This window comes from uncultured Brevundimonas sp. (assembly GCF_937870815.1).
Lineage (GTDB): Bacteria > Pseudomonadota > Alphaproteobacteria > Caulobacterales > Caulobacteraceae > Brevundimonas.
Genome location: NZ_CALMZS010000116.1, coordinates 1 through 17,909 on the forward strand (window position 1 = coordinate 1; position 17,909 = coordinate 17,909).

At 68.4% G+C, this 17,909-nt stretch carries 11 protein-coding genes; 6 read left to right on the forward strand and 5 right to left on the reverse strand.

Annotated features, from left to right (window positions below; genetic code table 11):
• The 5 genes from Q0588_RS07550 to Q0588_RS07570 all read right to left on the reverse strand — a co-directional run.
• The coding region (locus Q0588_RS07550) for a CehA/McbA family metallohydrolase (RefSeq protein ID WP_298745240.1) at window positions 1-1,538 on the reverse strand (1,538 nt) is incomplete at its 3' end.
• 69 nt (window positions 1,539-1,607) lie between these two features.
• Window positions 1,608-4,352 carry a TonB-dependent receptor gene (locus Q0588_RS07555; RefSeq protein WP_298745242.1) on the reverse strand — a complete coding sequence of 915 codons (2,745 nt, stop codon included), beginning with the start codon at window positions 4,350-4,352 and terminating at the stop codon, window positions 1,608-1,610.
• A gap of 89 nt (window positions 4,353-4,441) precedes the next feature.
• The gene (locus Q0588_RS07560) at window positions 4,442-5,407 is read right to left on the reverse strand and encodes a DUF4880 domain-containing protein (protein ID WP_298745244.1); all 966 of its coding nucleotides are present in this window, start codon (window positions 5,405-5,407) and stop codon (window positions 4,442-4,444) included.
• A 52-nt stretch (window positions 5,408-5,459) separates the two neighbouring features.
• Window positions 5,460-6,065 carry an RNA polymerase sigma factor gene (locus Q0588_RS07565; RefSeq protein ID WP_298745246.1) on the reverse strand — a complete coding sequence of 202 codons (606 nt, stop codon included), beginning with the start codon at window positions 6,063-6,065 and terminating at the stop codon, window positions 5,460-5,462.
• A gap of 316 nt (window positions 6,066-6,381) precedes the next feature.
• Complete coding sequence (locus Q0588_RS07570; protein WP_298745247.1) at window positions 6,382-7,608, reverse strand: MFS transporter; 1,227 nt, start codon at window positions 7,606-7,608, stop codon at window positions 6,382-6,384.
• Window positions 7,609-7,702: 94 nt separating this feature from the next.
• On the opposite strand from Q0588_RS07570, the gene Q0588_RS07575 reads away from it, so the two are divergent.
• From Q0588_RS07575 to Q0588_RS07600, 6 genes are all read left to right on the forward strand, one after another.
• Entirely contained in the window at window positions 7,703-8,770 is a 1,068-nt protein-coding gene (locus tag Q0588_RS07575; protein WP_298745249.1) for a LacI family DNA-binding transcriptional regulator, read from the forward strand.
• Between the two features lie 108 nt (window positions 8,771-8,878).
• Window positions 8,879-10,315 carry a glycoside hydrolase family 30 beta sandwich domain-containing protein gene (locus tag Q0588_RS07580; protein WP_298745250.1) on the forward strand — a complete coding sequence of 479 codons (1,437 nt, stop codon included), beginning with the start codon at window positions 8,879-8,881 and terminating at the stop codon, window positions 10,313-10,315.
• Between the two features lie 200 nt (window positions 10,316-10,515).
• Window positions 10,516-13,347, forward strand: a complete 2,832-nt coding sequence (locus Q0588_RS07585) for a TonB-dependent receptor (protein ID WP_298745251.1) — start codon at window positions 10,516-10,518, stop codon at window positions 13,345-13,347.
• A gap of 100 nt (window positions 13,348-13,447) precedes the next feature.
• Window positions 13,448-15,382: a glycoside hydrolase family 3 protein gene (locus Q0588_RS07590; RefSeq protein WP_298745252.1), complete on the forward strand. Its 1,935-nt coding sequence runs from the start codon at window positions 13,448-13,450 to the stop codon at window positions 15,380-15,382.
• Window positions 15,383-15,405: 23 nt separating this feature from the next.
• Entirely contained in the window at window positions 15,406-16,911 is a 1,506-nt protein-coding gene (locus Q0588_RS07595; protein ID WP_298745253.1) for a tryptophan halogenase family protein, read from the forward strand.
• A gap of 763 nt (window positions 16,912-17,674) precedes the next feature.
• Window positions 17,675-17,908, forward strand: a complete 234-nt coding sequence (locus tag Q0588_RS07600) for a hypothetical protein (protein ID WP_298745254.1) — start codon at window positions 17,675-17,677, stop codon at window positions 17,906-17,908.
• Window position 17,909 lies beyond the last annotated feature (1 nt).

Sequence of the window (17,909 nt, forward strand, 5' to 3'; positions counted from 1 at the left end):
TGTGATCTCTGGCTCGGCGGTGTGTGGACCGCCGTCTGCAGGAAGATTGGATTTCCGATCAGAACAAGCCCCCCGGACGCATCCCGGACATCCACCCGCAGCCACCGGCCCGCCTCGCCGCCCGCCCAGTCCAGTGTCAGGTCGACGCTGTCGGCCGGGATGTCCCGTGACAGGTCCGGCGTTGGAACGCCGTCGACCACGGCCTCCATCCGTCCGCCGTCCACGCCGCGGACGGTCACCGTCACCTGGACGCGCTCGCCGGGCGCCACGGCCAGGGTCTGGCCCATGACAGCCCGCCGGTCACCGGCCCGCGCGCTCATGTCCAGCAGCCGATCCGGCCGGCCGTCGAGATCGATGAAGACCCGCCCGGCCCGCAACCCGTCCAGCAACCCCGCGAGCGACAGTTCGCTCATGTGGACGACCGTGGTCGGATCGCCGATCGCCCCCGGCTGGTCCAGGGGGCTCAGGGCGTCGTGGTTGTCGCTGCCGCCGACGCCGATGACCCGCGCCCCGGCGTTCAACCGGGCGTGCCAGAAATCGAAGCCCTGCAACGGTCCTTCGGCCGAACCGGTCTGGCTCAGGGTTCCGCCGTTGACGACCTCCACGAGGTCGAAGGCGGCCGAATCCGCCAGGTCGAGGATCCAGCCGCAGCCCATGCAGATCTCGCCAGAGGGCAGACCCGGATGGTTGACCGAGACCAGGCCGCCTTCGGCCCGGGCGGCGTCCAGCCAGCTTCCGGGCGCCGGCGCGCCGGCGTCGGTCATGCGGAAGTCGAGAAAGTCGGTCGGGCCGAAGACGTTGGCGTGGCCGAAGAAGGTTGTGATCTCGCGCCCCGGAACCAGCAGCAGATCGTCGAAGGCCGGCTGCAGCTCGCGCAGGGCGGCGTAGTGGGCGGTGGTGTTGTGGTCGGTGACGGCGATGAAGTCGAGGTCGCGAGCCGCGGCCGCCTCGACCGTGCGATAGGTCGGACAGGGCGCCCTGGCGCCGGACCGGGTCCGGCACGAGGCGTCGCTGTGGCCCGTGTGCGCGTGAAGATCGCCGCGATACCAGCCGGCGGCGGGATTCAGCGGCGCGGGCAGCGGATAGCCCGCCGCGAAGTCGGCCGGCCGGGGTTCGCGCTCGAAGAAGATCTTCGCCTCGTAGCGGGCCGCACCCTCCGGACGGATGTTCGGAGCCCCGAGGATCAGCCGCCAGCGCCCGGCCGGCAGCGGGCCGGGCAGATAGCCGGGCGTCGCCTCCTCGGTGGAGATCGTGAAACGATCGCGCGCGCCGCCGCTCCAGCCGCGGAAACGCTGCGGATCGAACAGGCCCAGGTCGATGACCGACCGCTCCTCCTTGCCGGAATAGGCGAATACGACCGACAGCCGCGTCACGCCCTCGGGCAGATCGAACGCGACCTCCCTGTAGCGCTCATGGTCGGCGCGGCCCAGCTCTCCGGTCAGGACGAGGTCCGGCCGCGGGTCCGGTTCGTTGGCCAGGGCAGCCGGGGCGACCGCGGCCAGGAACAGGATCGCGGCTAGCTGGAGCAGTCGGCGCATGGTCGTCCTCGGTCCGGCGGGAAGGTGGCTCCGGCGGCGACGCAACGGAGCGCCGCCGCCGGTCGTCGGTCAGAAGCGGTACATCACCGCCACGCGGAACGAGCGGCCGAACTCGGGGCGGCCGATGCCATAGAGGGCGCCGGCCTCCCCGCTGACGATCTGGCCGGCGCGGGGGTTGCCCTCGGTCAGGCCGATCTCGTCGGCGAGGTTGGTGCCGTAGCCATAGATCGACACCTGTTCGGTCAGGTCGTAGCGCACCGTGGCGTTGATCAGGTTGTAGGCCGGCAGCGGCGCGGTGTTGGCCGCATCGGAGAACCGCTTGCCGTAGCGCTGGAGATCGACCTCGACCCTGAGGCGGTCGTTCAGCAGGTTCAGCGCCGGAATCAGACGGTACAGCTCCTTGGGCGTCCGGTTGATCTGGTTGCCCGAGAAGTCCCGCTCGACCGGATTGGGCCCGGTGCCTTCGTAGTAGATATAGTCGCCGAACTCGGGGTTCTGGACGGTGGCGTTGAACGTCAGGTCGAACCAGTCGAGGGGCGTCCAGCGACCCTCCAGCTCAAGGCCGAGGGTGGTGGTGTCGGTGACCGAGGTCTGGCTGACGTAGCCGCCGCTGACGGGGTCGAACTGCAGCCCGCCGAAGGTCAGGGAGTCATAGGCGGTGTAGAAGGCCGTGGCGTAGAGATCGAGGCTGGCGGTCGACAGCTTGTAGCCCGCTTCCGACAGCGCCATTTCCTGAACGAACGGCGAGGTGTTGCCGGCGTCGGTGATGAAATCGCCGAGCGACGGCAGGCGGAAGGTGGAGGTGTGGCGGGCGAACAGACCCATCCCCTCGGCGAAGCGCCAGTCGACTCCCAGGGTCCAGCCGGTGTGGTCGAACGCCCGGTCCAGCGCGGTGAAGACTCCGGATCCGGTCAGGAAGGTGTCGTCGGCCAGGGACGGGGTCTGGCCCAGATTGACGGTCGTCGTGCCCTGGCTGGAGCCGGTGAGTTCGATCCGCTCCCAGCGGACGCCGGCGTCGATGCGCAGGGCATCGCTCAGGTTCCATTCGTCGGTCAGATACAGGGCCGTCGTCGTCGATTCCCCGTCGCCGTCCGCGAACTCGGCGCCGTAGCGGGTCACGCCGTTGTCAGTCATGCTGTAGAGCACGGTCCCGGCCGCATCGACGGCGACCAGATCCAGTCGCCGGGCGTTCTCCTGCACATCCAGCATGACGTTGGCGGAGTAGCGGTCGAAGCTCTCCTCGACCTTGGCGAGATACAGGCCCAGGGCGATCTGGTGCGACTGGCCGCCGACCTCGAAGGTCCGCATCAGGCGGGCGTCGTTGATGGTTTCGTCGAGTGGCACATGGACCCAACGCAGCGAACCGTCGACGACCAGGCCATTACCGTTCTGGTCGGGCGTGAAGATTTCGCCGGTGGTGGTGTAGCGCAGCTGGACGTCGGTCGCCCCCGGCGTGGCGGCCAGCAGGGCGGCGCGATACCGGGCGATGCGATCGGAACCCAGCACCGGCGTATTGGGGAACAGGCCGATGCGGTAGCTGTCCGACGTCCGGTGACGCGTGCGGTTCTCGAAATCCCAGCCGCCGCCGAGGTCGTATTTGAAGATCGCCGTATACTGGGTCAGCTCGACGTCGGTGCCCCGGCTCAGGTCCCAGTCGAAGGCGCCGTTCGCGCCGCGCAGCGTCAGCTGGTTGGTCTCCGGCCCGGACAGGGTCCCGCTCAGGGCGTCGAAGCCCGGCACGTCCGTCGGATCGCCGTTCGCGTCGAACTTCAGGGGCACGCCGGCCTGCAGCATGACCTGATCGTCGAAATGTTTGACGTTGAATTCGATCGAGCCGCGATCGAAGTCGCGCCCGAGAGAGACGCGGATCTGGCCGCCCTCGTCGGCGGTGAAGCCGGGATCGCGCACGCCCTCCGAGGTGCGATAGAAGCCGCCGACGCCGAAGCGCCAGTCGCCGATCGGGCCGCCGACCCAGGCGTCGGTGCGATAATAGCCGTAATCGCCGACCTGGGCCTTGACCAGGCCTTCGAAGCGGTCGCCGCCCTTGCGGGTGATGAAGTTGATCGTGCCGCCCGGCGCATAGGAGGCGAAGATCGACGACGGACCGCCGCGAACCACCTCCATGCGATCGATCGTCTCGTCGAGGCGGAAGGACTGGTCGGCGTTCAGATAGCCGAGGCCGGCGTCATGCTGGACCGGCAGGCCGTCTTCCTGCAGGGCCACGGCCGAGAAGCCTTCCTGGGGAATGCCGCGCGCGCGGATGTTGGCGCTGGCCTCGCCGCCCGAGGCCTCGACCCAGAAGCCCGGGACCGACTTCAGCGCGTCGGCGACGCCGGTGGGATTGCGCATGCGCAACGCCTCCTCGCCGACCGAGGTCACGGCATAGCTGGTGTCGAGACGCGAGCGGCCGTTGACGCCGGCGCGCGCCGTGACGACGACGTCATCGACCGTGGAGGCGGCGATCTCCTCCAGCATCGCCGTCGCCGCCTCATCGCTCCGGACCGGCTGCAGGGCGACGACGCGGCCGTCGTCGCGGCTGATCCGCAGGCCGCTGTCGGCGATCAGGCGCAGCAGGGCCTGGCGCGACTCCATCCGTCCCTGCACCGCCGGCGCGGTCCGGCCGGCGGCCGCCGTCGACGGATAGAGGATCTGCACATCGGCCTGTTCCGACCAGGCGTTCAGCGCCGCGCCGAGGCCCTGGGCCGGGATGTCGAAGGCGCGGACCCGGTCCTGGGCCTGGGCCGGAGCGGCCGCAACAATGACGGCCGCGGTCAGACCCGCGAACAGCGCGTAAGGAGATACAGTCGACTTCATGGCCCCACCTCAGGTTCGGACGCCGCGACGGCGGCGCCTTCACCGGGGAGGACGGTCGGCCCCGGGGAAACCGCCAAGTCGCCGCGAAATTATCTCGCCCGGGTCAGAACCACGCCGGCGCCCGACGACTCCGCCCGGACCGGCAGCACGGCCTGAAGCGCGGCGAGGAAGTCCGACGGGTCGCTGGAGGTGAAGCGGCCGCCGATGCGCAGGCGGGCGATCGCCGGATCCGCGATCGTCAGCTTTCGCTCCAGATAGCGATTGTATTCCGCCACGGCCTCTTCCAGGGGCGCGTCCTCGAAGACGATCTCGCCCTGCGGCCAGGCGGTCGCCCTGGCCAGGGCGGATCCCGGGGCCTCGCCGGTCGAGACGACGCCATCGCGCAGGATCAGCCGCTCACCGCGCGTCAGGCGGACCGGTCGGGGCTTGCGGCTCTCCGCCACGCCGTCGAGGGTCGTCAGCTCCAGCCGGCCGTCATCGAGCCGGGCGTTGTAGCGCCCGGGCGCGAGCCGCCATTCGACGCCCTCGCCGCGGACATGGACGGCGCCGGCGCCGGCCGCGGCGCTGACGGCGATCTCGCCGCGCTCCAGCCACAGGGTCACGCCATCGGGCCCCACGCGCCAGAACACATGGCTGTCGGTGTTGAGGTCGAGCCGGGCCCCGGGCGCCAGACGGATGGTGCGGCGTTCGCCGATTCCCGTCCGGGCCTGCTCCCGCGCCAGCACCTTGCCGGACACCCCGACGCCGGCGACCGCCAGCGCCAGACCGCCGAACGACATCAGGGCCGCGCGCCGCGACAGCCCCGTCCGCGCCGGCGCGGCGAGGACCGGCGGCGTATCGTCGAGGGCGCTCCAGGCCGCCGCGACCCGCGCATAGGCGATCGCATGGGCGGGGTCGGCCGCGCGCCACCGCTCAAAGGCCTCGGGGTCGGCCGTGCCGGAATCCAGCCGGGTCAGCCACAGGCCGGCCTCGTCCATGGCCGCCGCGACCCGTCGGGCCGCGCCCGCGGGCAGGTCGGCGGCGGAGCCGGGATCGGATTGGGGCGGCGCTTTCATCATATTGTTCATAGAGACGCACGACGGGGCGCGCACCACCAAGCAGGCGGCGCTATTTTTTCACCCGGCGGCGCCCGATGTCGCCCGAACCCGGCCGAACGGCGGGACGGCCGACCGGCGCGATCCGCGTGTCCGCCCGGGTCATCGCTTCGGCCATCAGCACCATGCCCCGCGCCAGCCGCTTCTCGACCGTCGACAGGCTGAGGCCCAGCCGCCGGGCGATGTTGCGCGACGGCAGATCATGCAGTCGCCGCAGTTCGACGACCTCGCGGAAGCGCGGCGGCAGCGCCCGCAGGGCGTCGAGGGCCAGCCGCAATCTCTGCCGGCCCGAGACCTCATCGAAGGCGTCCGGGGTTCCGCCGTCGCCCGGGGCCCCTTCTGCGCCGGCGAGGGTCTCCATGACGACGATGCGCGCGCGACGGATCTTCTGGATGCCGAGGTTGCGGATCATGGTCAGCACATAGGCGCGCGGATCGTCGATGAAGCGCCAGCCTTCCGACGCCAGAACCCGCGCATAGACGTCATGGACGAGGTCGGCGGCCTCGTCCCCGCCGGCGGCGCCGCGCGCGCTGAAGCGGCGGGCCACGGCGAGGTAGCGCGCCTCGAACGGCAGCACCTCGTCGATGAACCAGCGGTCGACCTCTCTCAGACCGGGCACCCGCGCCTCCCGTCCGGCGCAATGCCGACCCCCGCGGATGAAGCGCGGTTCGATAATGTTCAGGCGACGTTGGTGCGAAATTTTACCGACGGTCCGGCGGAACGGCTAAAGTTCCTGCACCTGACCGACCCTGTGGCGCTCAACCGCGGTTTGGTGTTTCGAGGGACCCCCGCCTGGGGGTCAGACCGGCCTACCCATAGCGGACCCTTCCAACCGCCGCTTTGAGACTCATAGCGGACGATGAGAAAGTCTGCTCCCAGGGATCGGCAGGACAACGGAGGTCTTGGGTCCTGACGAGCCCTCGACGCCTACACGCTCAGGTCAGACGTCTGAGCGGCGCGAGGACGGCGGCGGCGATCAGGGCGGCGACGGACGCCGCCAGGAAGACGGCGGTCAGCGGCAGACCGAGTCCCAGAAGGACGGCGGCGGAGGCCGGGGCCAGGCTCTGCGGCAGGGCGATGGCCATGTTCATCACCCCCAGATCGCGCCCGGCCGTGGCGCGATCAGGCAGGATTTCCGCCGTCATGGCCGCGACGGTGGTGGCGTGCAGGCCATGGGCGGCGCCGAACAGCAGCTGGCCCGCCAGCGGGCCGGGCCAGGCCGGCCAGACCACCATCAGGGCCAGCGCCGCGGCCATGCCGACGCCGCCGGCGATGACGAAAATCCGGCGTCTTCGCAGCCGGTCCGAGCCCACGCCGCCGACAAAGCCGCCGAGCGACGCCGCCACGGTGGAGGCGATCAGCAACGCGCCGAACAGCTCGAGGGCGGACCACCCTCTTGGCCTCGCGCCGGGCAGGTCCTGCAGCAGGAACAGCAGGTAGAGGGTGTTGATGGCCACGGCGCTCTCGACCAGCAGGCGCGAGACGAAAGTCCAGAAGAACCGCCGGTCCTTCAGGGCATCGAAGGACAGCCGCGGGGGCGCCGCCGCAGGGCGCCGCGAGCGCGGCTCACGCACGGTCAGGGCGAAGGGCAGGATCATCATCGCGGCCACGGCGATGACGACCGCGAACTGCACGGGAGGCGAGCCTGCCAGACGGGTGACGACCACCGCCGTGAACAGGTTGGCGATGGGCAGGGCGGCGCCCGCCCAGGCGGAGACCAGCCCCTTCTGGGCGTCGGCCACCATGTCCGGGACCAGGGCGGTCAGCGGCGCGTAGAGGGCGTTGACCGCCAGCTGGAAAGCCACCACGCCCAAGGCCAACTGCAACGGACCGCTCGCCGCGCCGATCAGGGCCAGCGCCACGGCGACCAGCGCCAGCCCGGCGAGGATCCACGGGCGCCGTCGGCCGAGCGGGCCCCGGGTTCGGTCGCTCAGACTCCCGAACAGAAGGTTGGCGGCCGCGGCGCTCAGCCCGCCCAGAATGGCCATCTGGCTGAGCAGCAGGGCCTTGTCCGCGCCGCCGATCAGCTCGGCCTTGGCCGGCAGCAGCAGGGTCAGCAGCGGAATGAAGCAAATGAAGGCCCCGGCCTGGGCCGCGCCGTAGCCGAGGATGAACCAGCGGGATCGATGAGACGGCGTCGACTCGGCGGGGGGGGCGATCATGGCCACATATGAGGTCGCCCTGCGCGCCGCGTCGACCTATTGTGGAGCCGGGGCCGACGCGGGAGCATGCGGGCCTTATCCGCGGGGAGCGATCTTGAGCGCCAGAAAACCGACCATAGACGATGTGGCGCGCCAGTCAGGCGTCGGGCGGACCACCGTTTCGCGCGTGCTCAACGGCGGGCCCAACGTCCGCCCCGAGGTGCGCGACCGGGTGCTGGCGGCGGTCGCGGCGCTGAACTACCGCGTCAACCCGCAGGCGCGCTCGCTGGCCGGCGGCGGCAGCCGCATGCTGGCCCTGATCCTGGCCTCCGATCTCGAGGCGGAGCCGAACTCCTTCTACGCCTCGGCCCTGGAGCTCGGCGCGCTGCGCGAGTGTCTGTCGCTGGGCTACCAGCTGATGACCCGCCACGTGCCGCAACAGAGCCCCGACCGGCGCGAGCAGGTGCTGGAGCTGATGACCACCCAGCGCTGCCAGGGCCTGATCCTGACCCCGCCGTTCGCCGACGACGCCACCCTGATCGAGGAAATCCGGCGGCAGGGCTGCCAGGTCGCCACCATTTCGCCCGGCGGGCCGGGGCGTCTGGTCGCCGACGGAGTCGGCATCGACGACGAGGCGGGGGGCTATGATATCGCCTGTCATCTGCTGGATCTCGGACACCGGCGGTTCGCCTTCATCAGCGGAATCCAGGGACACCTGTCGGCCGAGCAGCGGTTCGACGGCCTGAAGCGGGCCCTGCGCGAGCGGAATCTGGATTCCAGCCGGGTGACCGTGCTGCGGGGCGACTTCACCTTCCGGTCCGGAAGCATACTGGCCGCCCGTCTGTTCGATGAGCCGGACCCGCCCACGGCCCTCGTCTGCGCCAACGACGACATGGCCGCCGGGGCCCTGTCCGCCGCGCACGGCCGGGGCCTGGACGTGCCGGGGCATCTGTCGATCACCGGCTTCGACGACACCCCCGTGTCGGAGATCGTCTGGCCGCCGCTCGCCACCGTCCATCAGCCCCTCAAGGACATGGGCGGCGAGGCGGTCCGGATGATCGCCGGACGGCTCGCGGGCACGCGGCGGGATGTCGACTGGCGTTTCGCCATCCTGCCTCACGCGGTGGTCGCCCGGGCCTCCGCCGGCCGCGCCACGCCGAGACTCGCGACTGCCAGCGCTTGACGTCGAGCTCCGGCCGCCTCCTACTGGAAGCGCTTCCAAGGCGAAGCTTGAGATCAACGGGCGCCGGCCGGAGGGCGTGAGCGCCCGACCAGTGGGAGGAGAACCACCATGACAGGGCGAATCACAACGCTCGGGCGCCGGGCGCTGGTAATCGGCGCGGCCCTGGCGACGTTGGGCGCGGCCGCCTGCGCCGGCGCTCCGGTCGAACCGTCGGCGCGGGTCTGGATGACCTCCGGCGATCGCAGCCGGCTGCTGTCGGAACAGCCCCCCCTCCGGTTTCAACCATCACCCGCCGTGACCGGCCCGGCCGTCGAAGTCGACCCGCGCCGGTCGTTCCAGGAGATGGTCGGCTTCGGCGCGGCGATCACCGATGCCTCGGCCTTCCTGATACAGACCAAACTGGCCGACGACCAGCGCGACGCCTTGCTGCGCGAGCTGTTCGGGCGGGAGAACGGCGGCCTCGGCTTCAGCTTCACCCGCGTGACCATCGGCGCGTCGGACTTCTCACTGGACCACTACAGCCTCGCCGACACGGCGGACCGGACCCTGACGAGCTTTTCGACGGCGCGGATGGAGGAGCACGTCTTTCCCACCGTCCGCCAGGCGGTGGCGATCAATCCCGACCTCAAGGTCATGGCCTCGCCCTGGAGCGCGCCGGGCTGGATGAAGACCTCCGGTTCGATGATCCAGGGCCAGCTGAAGCCGGAGTTCTATCCGGTCTACGCCGAATATTTTCGGCGCTACATCGAGTCGGCGGCGGCCCATGCCGTGCCGACGGACTATGTGAGCATCCAGAACGAGCCGGACTTCGAGCCGGACAGCTACCCCGGCATGCTTTGGGGACCAGAAGGTCGGGCGACCTTCGTCGGCCAGCATCTGGGCCCGCTGCTCCGCGACGCCGGCGTCGGGGCCAAAATCCTCGATTGGGACCACAACTGGGACCAACCTCAACAGCCGCTGACGGTGTTGGCCGATGAACGGGCCCGCCCCTTCGTCGCGGGCGTGGCCTGGCATTGCTACGGCGGCGATGTCTCGGCCCAGAGCCAGGTTCGCGACGTCTGGCCCGACAAGGACGTCTTCTTCACCGAGTGCTCGGGCGGCGAATGGGCTCCCGGCTTCGCGGAGAGCTTCATCTGGACGATGAAGACCCTGATCATCGGCTCGGTCGAACATTGGGCGCGTGGCGTCCTGATGTGGAATCTGGCGCTGGATGAAAACTACGGCCCGCACGCGGGCGGCTGCGGCAATTGCCGCGGCGTGGTGAAGATCGACAGCCGGACCGGTGCGATCGAGCGGAACCAGGAATACTACGCCTTCGCACACGCCAGCCGCTTCGTCCGGCCCGGCGCCCGGCGCGTCGCCACCGCCGCGCCTGAGGGGCTGCAGGCGGTCGCCTTCATCAATCCCGACGGCGAGCGGGTGCTGATCGTCCTCAACGAGGGCGCCGCTCCGGTCGCCTTCGAAATCCGCGAGGGCAGGCGAAGCGCCGCCACCGAACTGCCGCCACAGACGGCCGCCACCTACGTCTGGGGGGCATCTGACTGAAGACGACGCGGCGGAGCCGCGGCAATTTCCGGCCTCGGTAGCGAGGCGTGATCCGCGCCGGCCGGAAATCGGATTGCGCGGGAAGATCATTTCGGATAGTCATTGGAAGCGCTTCCAACCCCCTCGTCACGTGGGATGGCGGCGAAACAAAAATGGACGTGCGGCTCAAGGCCCGCGCCGGGGAACAACAGGGGGTATCCATGCGCAGCCAGTTCGCAGGCGTTCGCAAGACGGGCTCAGTCTCGTCGTCACAGCTTTGCCTGACCGTGTCGGCGCTGGCGCTGGCCGTGGGCGCGCCCGGCGTCGTCATGGCCCAGGACGCGCCGCCGCAGGACGAGCAGGCGGTCGAGGTCGAGGAGGTCGTCGTCACGGGCCTGCGTCGCGGCCTCGCCGATTCGATCAGCATCAAGCGCAACGAGACCTCGATCGTCGAGGCGGTCTCGGCCGAGGACATCGGCAAGCTCCCGGACGTGTCGATCGCCGAATCGATCGCCCGCCTGCCCGGTCTGGCCGCCCAGCGCGTCAACGGCCGCGCCCAGGTGATCTCGATCCGCGGCCTGGCTCCCGACTTCACCACCACCTTGCTCAACGGCCGCCAGCAGGCCAGCTCCGGCGACAACCGCGCCGTCGAATTCGACCAGTACCCGTCCGAGCTGCTCTCCGGCGTGGTCATCTACAAGACGCCCGACGCCGAGATTTCCGGCATGGGCCTTTCAGGCACGGCCGACCTGCGCACCGTCCGGCCGCTGGAGTTCGGCAGCCGCGCCATCGCTGTGAACCTGCGCGGCGAGACGATCGAGGGCGGCAGCCTGAATGACGATGTCCGCAACTACGGCGGCCGCTTCTCTCTCAGCTACATCGACCAGTTCGCGGATGACACCATCGGTGTGGCTCTCGGCTACGCCCACCTGGATTCGCCGTCTCAGAACCGCCACTACAAGGCCTATGGCTACGAGGCCTTCGGCTTCGCCGTCACGCCGGACAGCGCCGACGACGCCCTGATCCTGAACGGCCAGGAGATTTTCGCGACCTCGCGCCTCAACCAGCGGGATGCGGTCATCGGCATTGTCGAATGGACCCCGAACGACAGGCTGCACTCGACGCTCGACCTCTACTATTCGAAATTCGATCAGGAAGAGACCACGCGCGGGGCGCAGTGGTTCTCGAACGGCTGGGCCGACGGCGCGACCTTCACCGACGTCCAGACCGAAACCCGTGGAGGATCCCTTTTCGCCACCAGCGGCACGCTGAACGGCGGCGTCCCGATCATCCGCAACGACTTCAACACCCGCGAGGACGAGCTGTTCTCGGTGGGGCTGAACAACGAATTCGAAATCGACGAGCGCACCCGCGTCGTGGCCGACCTGTCGTACTCGACCAACGAGCGGCGCGAACAGATTCTCGAGACCTACGCCGGCTATGGCATCGGCCCTCAAGGCGGTGGGCGGACCCTCGACACCATCACCTTCGAGGTCAACGACGACGGCTATCCGACCTATTCCGAAGGCCTCAACTACGCCGATGCGTCACAGGTGTCGCTGGGCGACCGGGCGCCCTGGGGCGGCTGGGGCCATGACGGGGCCATCCGTTTCCCGGACGTTGAGGAACGCATCTACGCCGCCGACCTCAGGTTCGAGCGCGACCTCGAAGGCATCATCCATACCGTCAGCGCCGGGGTGAACCTGGCCAACCGCAACAAGACCAAGCGCGTCGACGACTTCGACCTGTTCCTCAAGAACGGCCGCCAGCAGGTGTATGTCGATCCGCAGTATCTGGTGGAGGCGACCTCGCTGGACTATGCCGGCTTCGGCGAGGTGCTCAGCGTCGACCTGACCCGCGCGCTCGACGTCTACTACGACCGGGCGCCGATCCTCGACGCCAACTATTTCGACAAGAACTGGGACATCGAGGAAGAGGTCCTCACCTGGTTCGCGCGGGCGGAGTTCGAGAAGGGCCAGGTCCGCGGCAACGTCGGCGTCCAGGTCGTCCAGCAATCCCAGGAATCCACCGGCGTCGTCATCAACGGCCTCGAGCCAGGCCAGCCGATCACGCCGATGTCGATAACGGAGGGAGCGGACTACACCGACGTCCTGCCCAGCCTGAACATGATCTACGATTTGGGCGGCGGTCACCGAATCCGTTTTGCGGCGGCCAAGACCATGGCGCGGCCGCGCATGGACGAGATGCGCGCCAATGTCACCCCGGGCTTCAACGCGATGGTTTGCAGCGGCCAGCCGTGTCCGCCGGGAACGACGGTCAACCCGTGGTCGGCCTCGGGCGGCAACCCGCATCTCGAGCCGTGGCGGGCCATCGCCCTCGACCTGGCCTACGAATGGTATGTGAACCCCACGACCTATCTGTCGATCGCCGGCTTCTACAAGAACCTCGACACCTACATCTATCAGCAGACTACCGAGTTCGACTTTTCGGGCATTCCGCTGCCCAGCACGGCTTCCTCCATTCCGGCCGGCGTGACGATCAGTCCGATCGGCCAGATCACCCTGCCGGCCAACGGCAAGGGGGGCGTAGTCGAGGGCGTGGAGATCAGCGGCGCCCTGAACTTCGGCACGCTCTGGGAGCCGCTGGACGGTCTCGGCGTGCTGGGCAGCGTCTCGTTCACCGAGTCCGATCTGAACCCCAGTGCATCCGGCGCACCGACCCGTATCCCCGGGCTCTCTGGCATGGTCTACAACATGACCGCCTATTACGAACGCGGCGGCTTCCAGGCGCGCATCAGCAAGCGCTTCCGCGAGGCCTTCAAGGGCGAGGTGGTCCAGCTGTTCGCGACCCGCGGCCAGACCGAGATCATGGACGACGAGCAGGTCGACGCCCAGATCGGCTACACCTTCGAAAGCGGACCGATGGAAGGTCTTGGCCTGCTGTTCCAGGTGAACAATCTGACCAATTCGCCGTACCGGACCCGGCTCGGGATCGACGCCGGCGGGACCACGACAGCGGACGGAGGCTACCTGCCGGAAACCTACGAGGAGTACGGCCGGCAGTACCTGTTCGGCATCAACTACCGCTTCTGATCGCAGGCGCGCCCAACGCGCCGGGTTCAGAAACGCCGGGATCGGACCTTTCCGGCTGATCCCGGCGGCTGCCCTTTCCTGTAAGTCGTCGAGTACACGTATGAAGCGCCCCGCCCTGAAGCTCTCGCTCTCGCTCCTGCTGCTCGCGGGTTGCGCACCTACGGCGATCCTGCCGCCGCAGGCGGTCGAGGCGTCCGCGGGCCGTTCGGCCGCCCTCGATCCGGCCATGGAGGCCCGCATCGCCGGCATCGTCGCTGGCATGACGCTCGAGCAGAAGGTCGGCCAGATCACCCAGCCGGACGTGCGCAACATCACCCCGGACGAGGTCCGCAGGTACTATATCGGCACGGTGCTGAACGGTGGCGGCGCCTGGCCTGACAATGACAAGCGCTCCACGGTCGCCGAATGGGCCGCCTGGGCCGATGCCTACGCCGACGCCGCCATGGCCACGGACATGGCCGTGAGAATCCCCCTGCTGTGGGGCACCGACGCCGTGCACGGGCACAACAACGTCTCGGGCGCGACGATCTTTCCGCACAACATCGGCCTCGGCGCGGCCAACGATCCGGCGCTGATCGAGCGGATCGGCCGGGCCACGGCCCGGCAGGTCCGCGCCACCGGCATCACCTGGGCCTTCGCTCCCACGGTCGCCGTGGGTCAGAACCGGCGCTGGGGCCGCACCTACGAGAGCTGGTCCAGTGATCCGGCGCTGGTGCGGCGCTACGGCGAGGCCATGGTGCGCGGCCTGCAGGGCGGCCTGACCGGCGACGCCGACGTGCTGGCCACGGCCAAGCACTATCTGGGCGACGGCGGCACCTTCGACGGCGTCGACCAGGGCCAGACCCGCACGTCCCGCGAGGATCTCCTGTCGACCCACGGCGCCGGCTATCTCGGCGCCCTCGACGCCGATGTGCAGACGGTGATGATCTCGTACAGCAGCTGGTACGACACGGCATCCGGACAGGACCACGGCAAGATGCACGGCAACCGCGACCTGATCGCCGGGGTGCTGAAGGGCGAGCTCGGCTTCGACGGCCTGATCGTGTCCGACTGGAACGGCATTGAACAGGTCGCGGGCTGCACCAAGGACCACTGCCCACAGGCGGTCAACGCCGGCATCGACGTGTTCATGGTGCCCGAGGACTGGCGCGCCTTCATCGCCAACACCGTCGCCGATGTGCGCGAGGGACGGGTTCCGGAGTCGCGGATCGACGACGCCGTGACCCGCGTCCTGCGTGTCAAAATGCGTTCCGGTCTGTTCGATCGCCCGGCCGACGCCAGCGCCCTGACCGGCCGCGCCGACGCGCTGGACGCCAGCGCCCTGGCCCGCGAGGCGGTGCGCAAATCCGTTGTACTGCTCAAGAATGACAACGCCGCCCTGCCCCTGCAGCGCGGCCGCAAGGTGCTGGTCGTCGGGGCCAGCGCCGACAGCCTCTCCAACCAGACCGGCGGCTGGTCGCTGACCTGGCAGGGAACGGAGAACAGCAACGCGGACTTCGCCACGGGCCAGACCCTGCTGGCGGCGCTGCGGGAGGCGCTGGGCGCGGAGAATGTCACCTGGTCCGCCGATGGCGCGGGGGTCGACGTGTCGCGGTACGACGCCGTCGTCGCCGTCCTGGGCGAGCCGCCCTATGCCGAGTACAATGGCGACGTCCGCTTTCCGGCGCCCGTCCAGCACAGCCTGCAGAATCCCGCCGACCTGGCGGTCCTTCGGGCGGTGTCGGGCAAGGGCGTGCCGGTCGTGACGGTGCTCTATTCGGGCCGTCCGGCCTACGCCAACGACCTGATCAACCTCTCCGACGCCTTTGTGGCCGCCTTCCTGCCGGGCACCGAGGGGCGCGGCCTGGCCGACGTTCTGGTCGACGGCGCGCATGACTTCAGCGGCCGGCTGTCCTTCGCCTGGCCCGGGTCGGCGTGCAGCACCGGCGAGGGCGACCTCGTCCAGTTCGCCCGAGGTTATGGTCTGAGTTACGCCCGTCCGGCCCCGGTCGGGCGCCTGCCCTTGCCGCAAACCCCGCAGACCTGCGAAGGCTAGGCCACTCAAGCCGGGCGAACGTCATGCAGCATATCAGGAAGATTCTGATCGTCGGCGGCGGTACGGCCGGCTGGATGACGGCGGCGCTTTTCTCGAAGCTGTTCAAGGGCCGCTACGAGATCACCCTGATCGAGTCGGAGGCCATCGGGATCATCGGCGTCGGCGAGGCGACAATTCCGGCGATCAAGAAATACAACGAGCTGCTCGGCCTCGACGAGACCGAGTTCATGCAGCGGACCAACGGCAGCTTCAAGCTGGGGGTCCAGTTCGTCGACTGGTGGAAGAAGGGGCACAGCTACATCCACGGCTTCGGACTGATCGGGCGCGATCTGGGATGGCTGCGCTGCCATCAGTACTGGCTGAAGATGCACGGCCTGGGCCGCGCCTCGGACTTCGCCAATTTCTCGATCAACACCGCCGCCGCGCTCGAGAACAAATTCATGCGGGCCGACCCGAAGATGGTCGACTCGCCGATCGGTCAGATCGCCCACGCCTTCCAGTTCGACGCCAGCCTCTATGGCCGGTACCTGCGCGGCCTCGCCGAGGCCAAGGGGGTACGGCGGCGCGAGGGCAAGGTCGCGGACGTCACCCTTCGGCCGGAGGACGGCTTCGTCCGGTCGGTGACCATGGAGGACGGCGAGGTCATCGAGGCCGACCTGTTCATCGACTGTTCTGGCTTCCGCGGCCTGATCATCGAACAGGCCATGAAGACCGGTTACGAGGACTGGAGCCGCTGGCTGATCTGCGACCGGGCTATGGCGGTACCCTGTACGCGGACCGAGCCCTTCACCCCCTATACCCGCGCCACCGCCCGCTCGGCGGGCTGGCAATGGCGCATACCGCTGCAGCACCGCACCGGCAACGGCCACGTCTACTCAAGCGCGCACATCGACGACGACGAGGCCGAGCGGGTCTTGCTCGCCAACCTCGACGGCGAGCAGCTCGCCGAGTCGAACCGGCTCCGCTTCCTGCCCGGCAAGCGCAAGCAGGCGTGGAACAGGAACTGCCTGGCCATCGGCCTCGCCGGCGGCTTCCTCGAACCGATCGAGTCGACCAGCATCCACCTTATCCAGTCGGCCATCATCCGCATGGTCCGCCTGATGCCCGACGCCGGTTTCGACCCGGCCACCATCGCCGAGTTCAACCGCCAGACTGACTTCGAGTACGAGCGCGTCCGCGACTTCATCATACTTCACTACAAGGCCACAGCGCGGGACGACTCGGCCTTCTGGCGCTACTGCCGCGACATGGAGGTTCCCGACACCCTCCAGCGGAAGATCGACCTGTTCGCCGTCAACGGCCGCATTTTTCGCGAGGACGAGGAACTGTTCGCCGAGGAAAGCTGGATTCAGGTCTTCCTCGGCCAGGGCGTCATTCCGCGCGGATATGATCCGCTGGTCGATGTCAGGAGCGAGGCCGAGGTGGCGGCGTTTTTGGAAAATGTCGAAGGCGTCATCCGCAAATGTGTCGCCGTCATGCCTGGGCACGGCGACTATGTCGCGCGGACCTGCCCGGCCGTGCCGGTCTAACGGCCGACCTGTCGTCCTACCGCTCTATGCTCCTCGGGCAGGCCACAGCATATGCGCTCTTGCGCTGCCGGCGATGGCGGGATTCAACAGCCTGTCCGGATGAGGCGCCGCCGGGCCGGGGCGGTCGTCGCCCAAGGCGTTGGATGGAAGCGGTGCTCTCGCTTCGCAGACACTCAAACTGGATAACCGCAGAGGCCGTAGCGGCGTTGGATGTAAGCTTCGAAAGGTCTGCTTGCAGGCTGGGAGCCTGAGTCCGGAATTGGCGCTGAAGAGCCCCCCAGAGATGGGGCGGCGGGACGGAGTGGCGACCTCATGGGAGGTTATCGTGGCAGACAACGCCGCGTGCTATTCTGATTCGCCGATATGATCGAAGTTTACCTCGCGAACCAGACTCGCGACGTTGTCAATACATCTCGAAAGATGTCGCGATCACGGGTTTTTTATTGCTTAGAGTTTCTTCAATATTTTCAAAAGCGTTACGGCATACTCGGTATGCGGATCGGTGTGTGAAGCGACCGGCAAAAATAGATTAATAAAACCAACCGCTTATAAAACTTATGGCAATCGAGTGGGAATAGTCCTGGCCTTTCGGGACCATTCGAGATCGCTTGCGGATATTCCGATAAGTAACTGATAAAAAGTGAATTCTCTCGAGACCCTTTCGGAGCCTTTCGGAGCCTTTCGGAGGGTCTCGAAACCATGATGCCGTCACATCTGACGGTATCGCCCTCGTTGCCCATCCCAGTTCGACACCATCGTCGCCATGGTCTCGGGCGGCACGCCCGAGACCGGATTCAGCACCGGCGCCCATTTCACCATGGCGCGGCGGGGTCTGGTCGATCTCGAGGATTTCCGCATTATCTGGACCGCGGGGCCGATCCCCAATTCACCGGTGGTGGTCGCCGAAGGCGAGGTTGGTCGTGACGATGACCGTTGCGAAGCGCGCGCGGCCCCCGCGCCAAGCCGGCTGAGATCTCTTGACAGGAGCTCGGCGTGAC

Bases quoted from the DNA above. Each gene is read 5' to 3' on its own strand.
- Q0588_RS07555 (WP_298745242.1), bottom strand. From the start codon at position 4,352: ATGAAGTCGACTGTATCTCCTTACGCGCTGTTCGCGGGTCTGACCGCG.
- Q0588_RS07560 (WP_298745244.1), bottom strand. From the start codon at position 5,407: ATGAAAGCGCCGCCCCAATCCGATCCCGGCTCCGCCGCCGACCTGCCC.
- Q0588_RS07570 (WP_298745247.1), bottom strand. From the start codon at position 7,608: ATGATCGCCCCCCCCGCCGAGTCGACGCCGTCTCATCGATCCCGCTGG.
- Q0588_RS07580 (WP_298745250.1), top strand. From the start codon at position 8,879: ATGACAGGGCGAATCACAACGCTCGGGCGCCGGGCGCTGGTAATCGGC.
- Q0588_RS07585 (WP_298745251.1), top strand. From the start codon at position 10,516: ATGCGCAGCCAGTTCGCAGGCGTTCGCAAGACGGGCTCAGTCTCGTCG.
- Q0588_RS07590 (WP_298745252.1), top strand. From the start codon at position 13,448: ATGAAGCGCCCCGCCCTGAAGCTCTCGCTCTCGCTCCTGCTGCTCGCG.
- Q0588_RS07595 (WP_298745253.1), top strand. From the start codon at position 15,406: ATGCAGCATATCAGGAAGATTCTGATCGTCGGCGGCGGTACGGCCGGC.
- Q0588_RS07600 (WP_298745254.1), top strand. From the start codon at position 17,675: ATGGTCTCGGGCGGCACGCCCGAGACCGGATTCAGCACCGGCGCCCAT.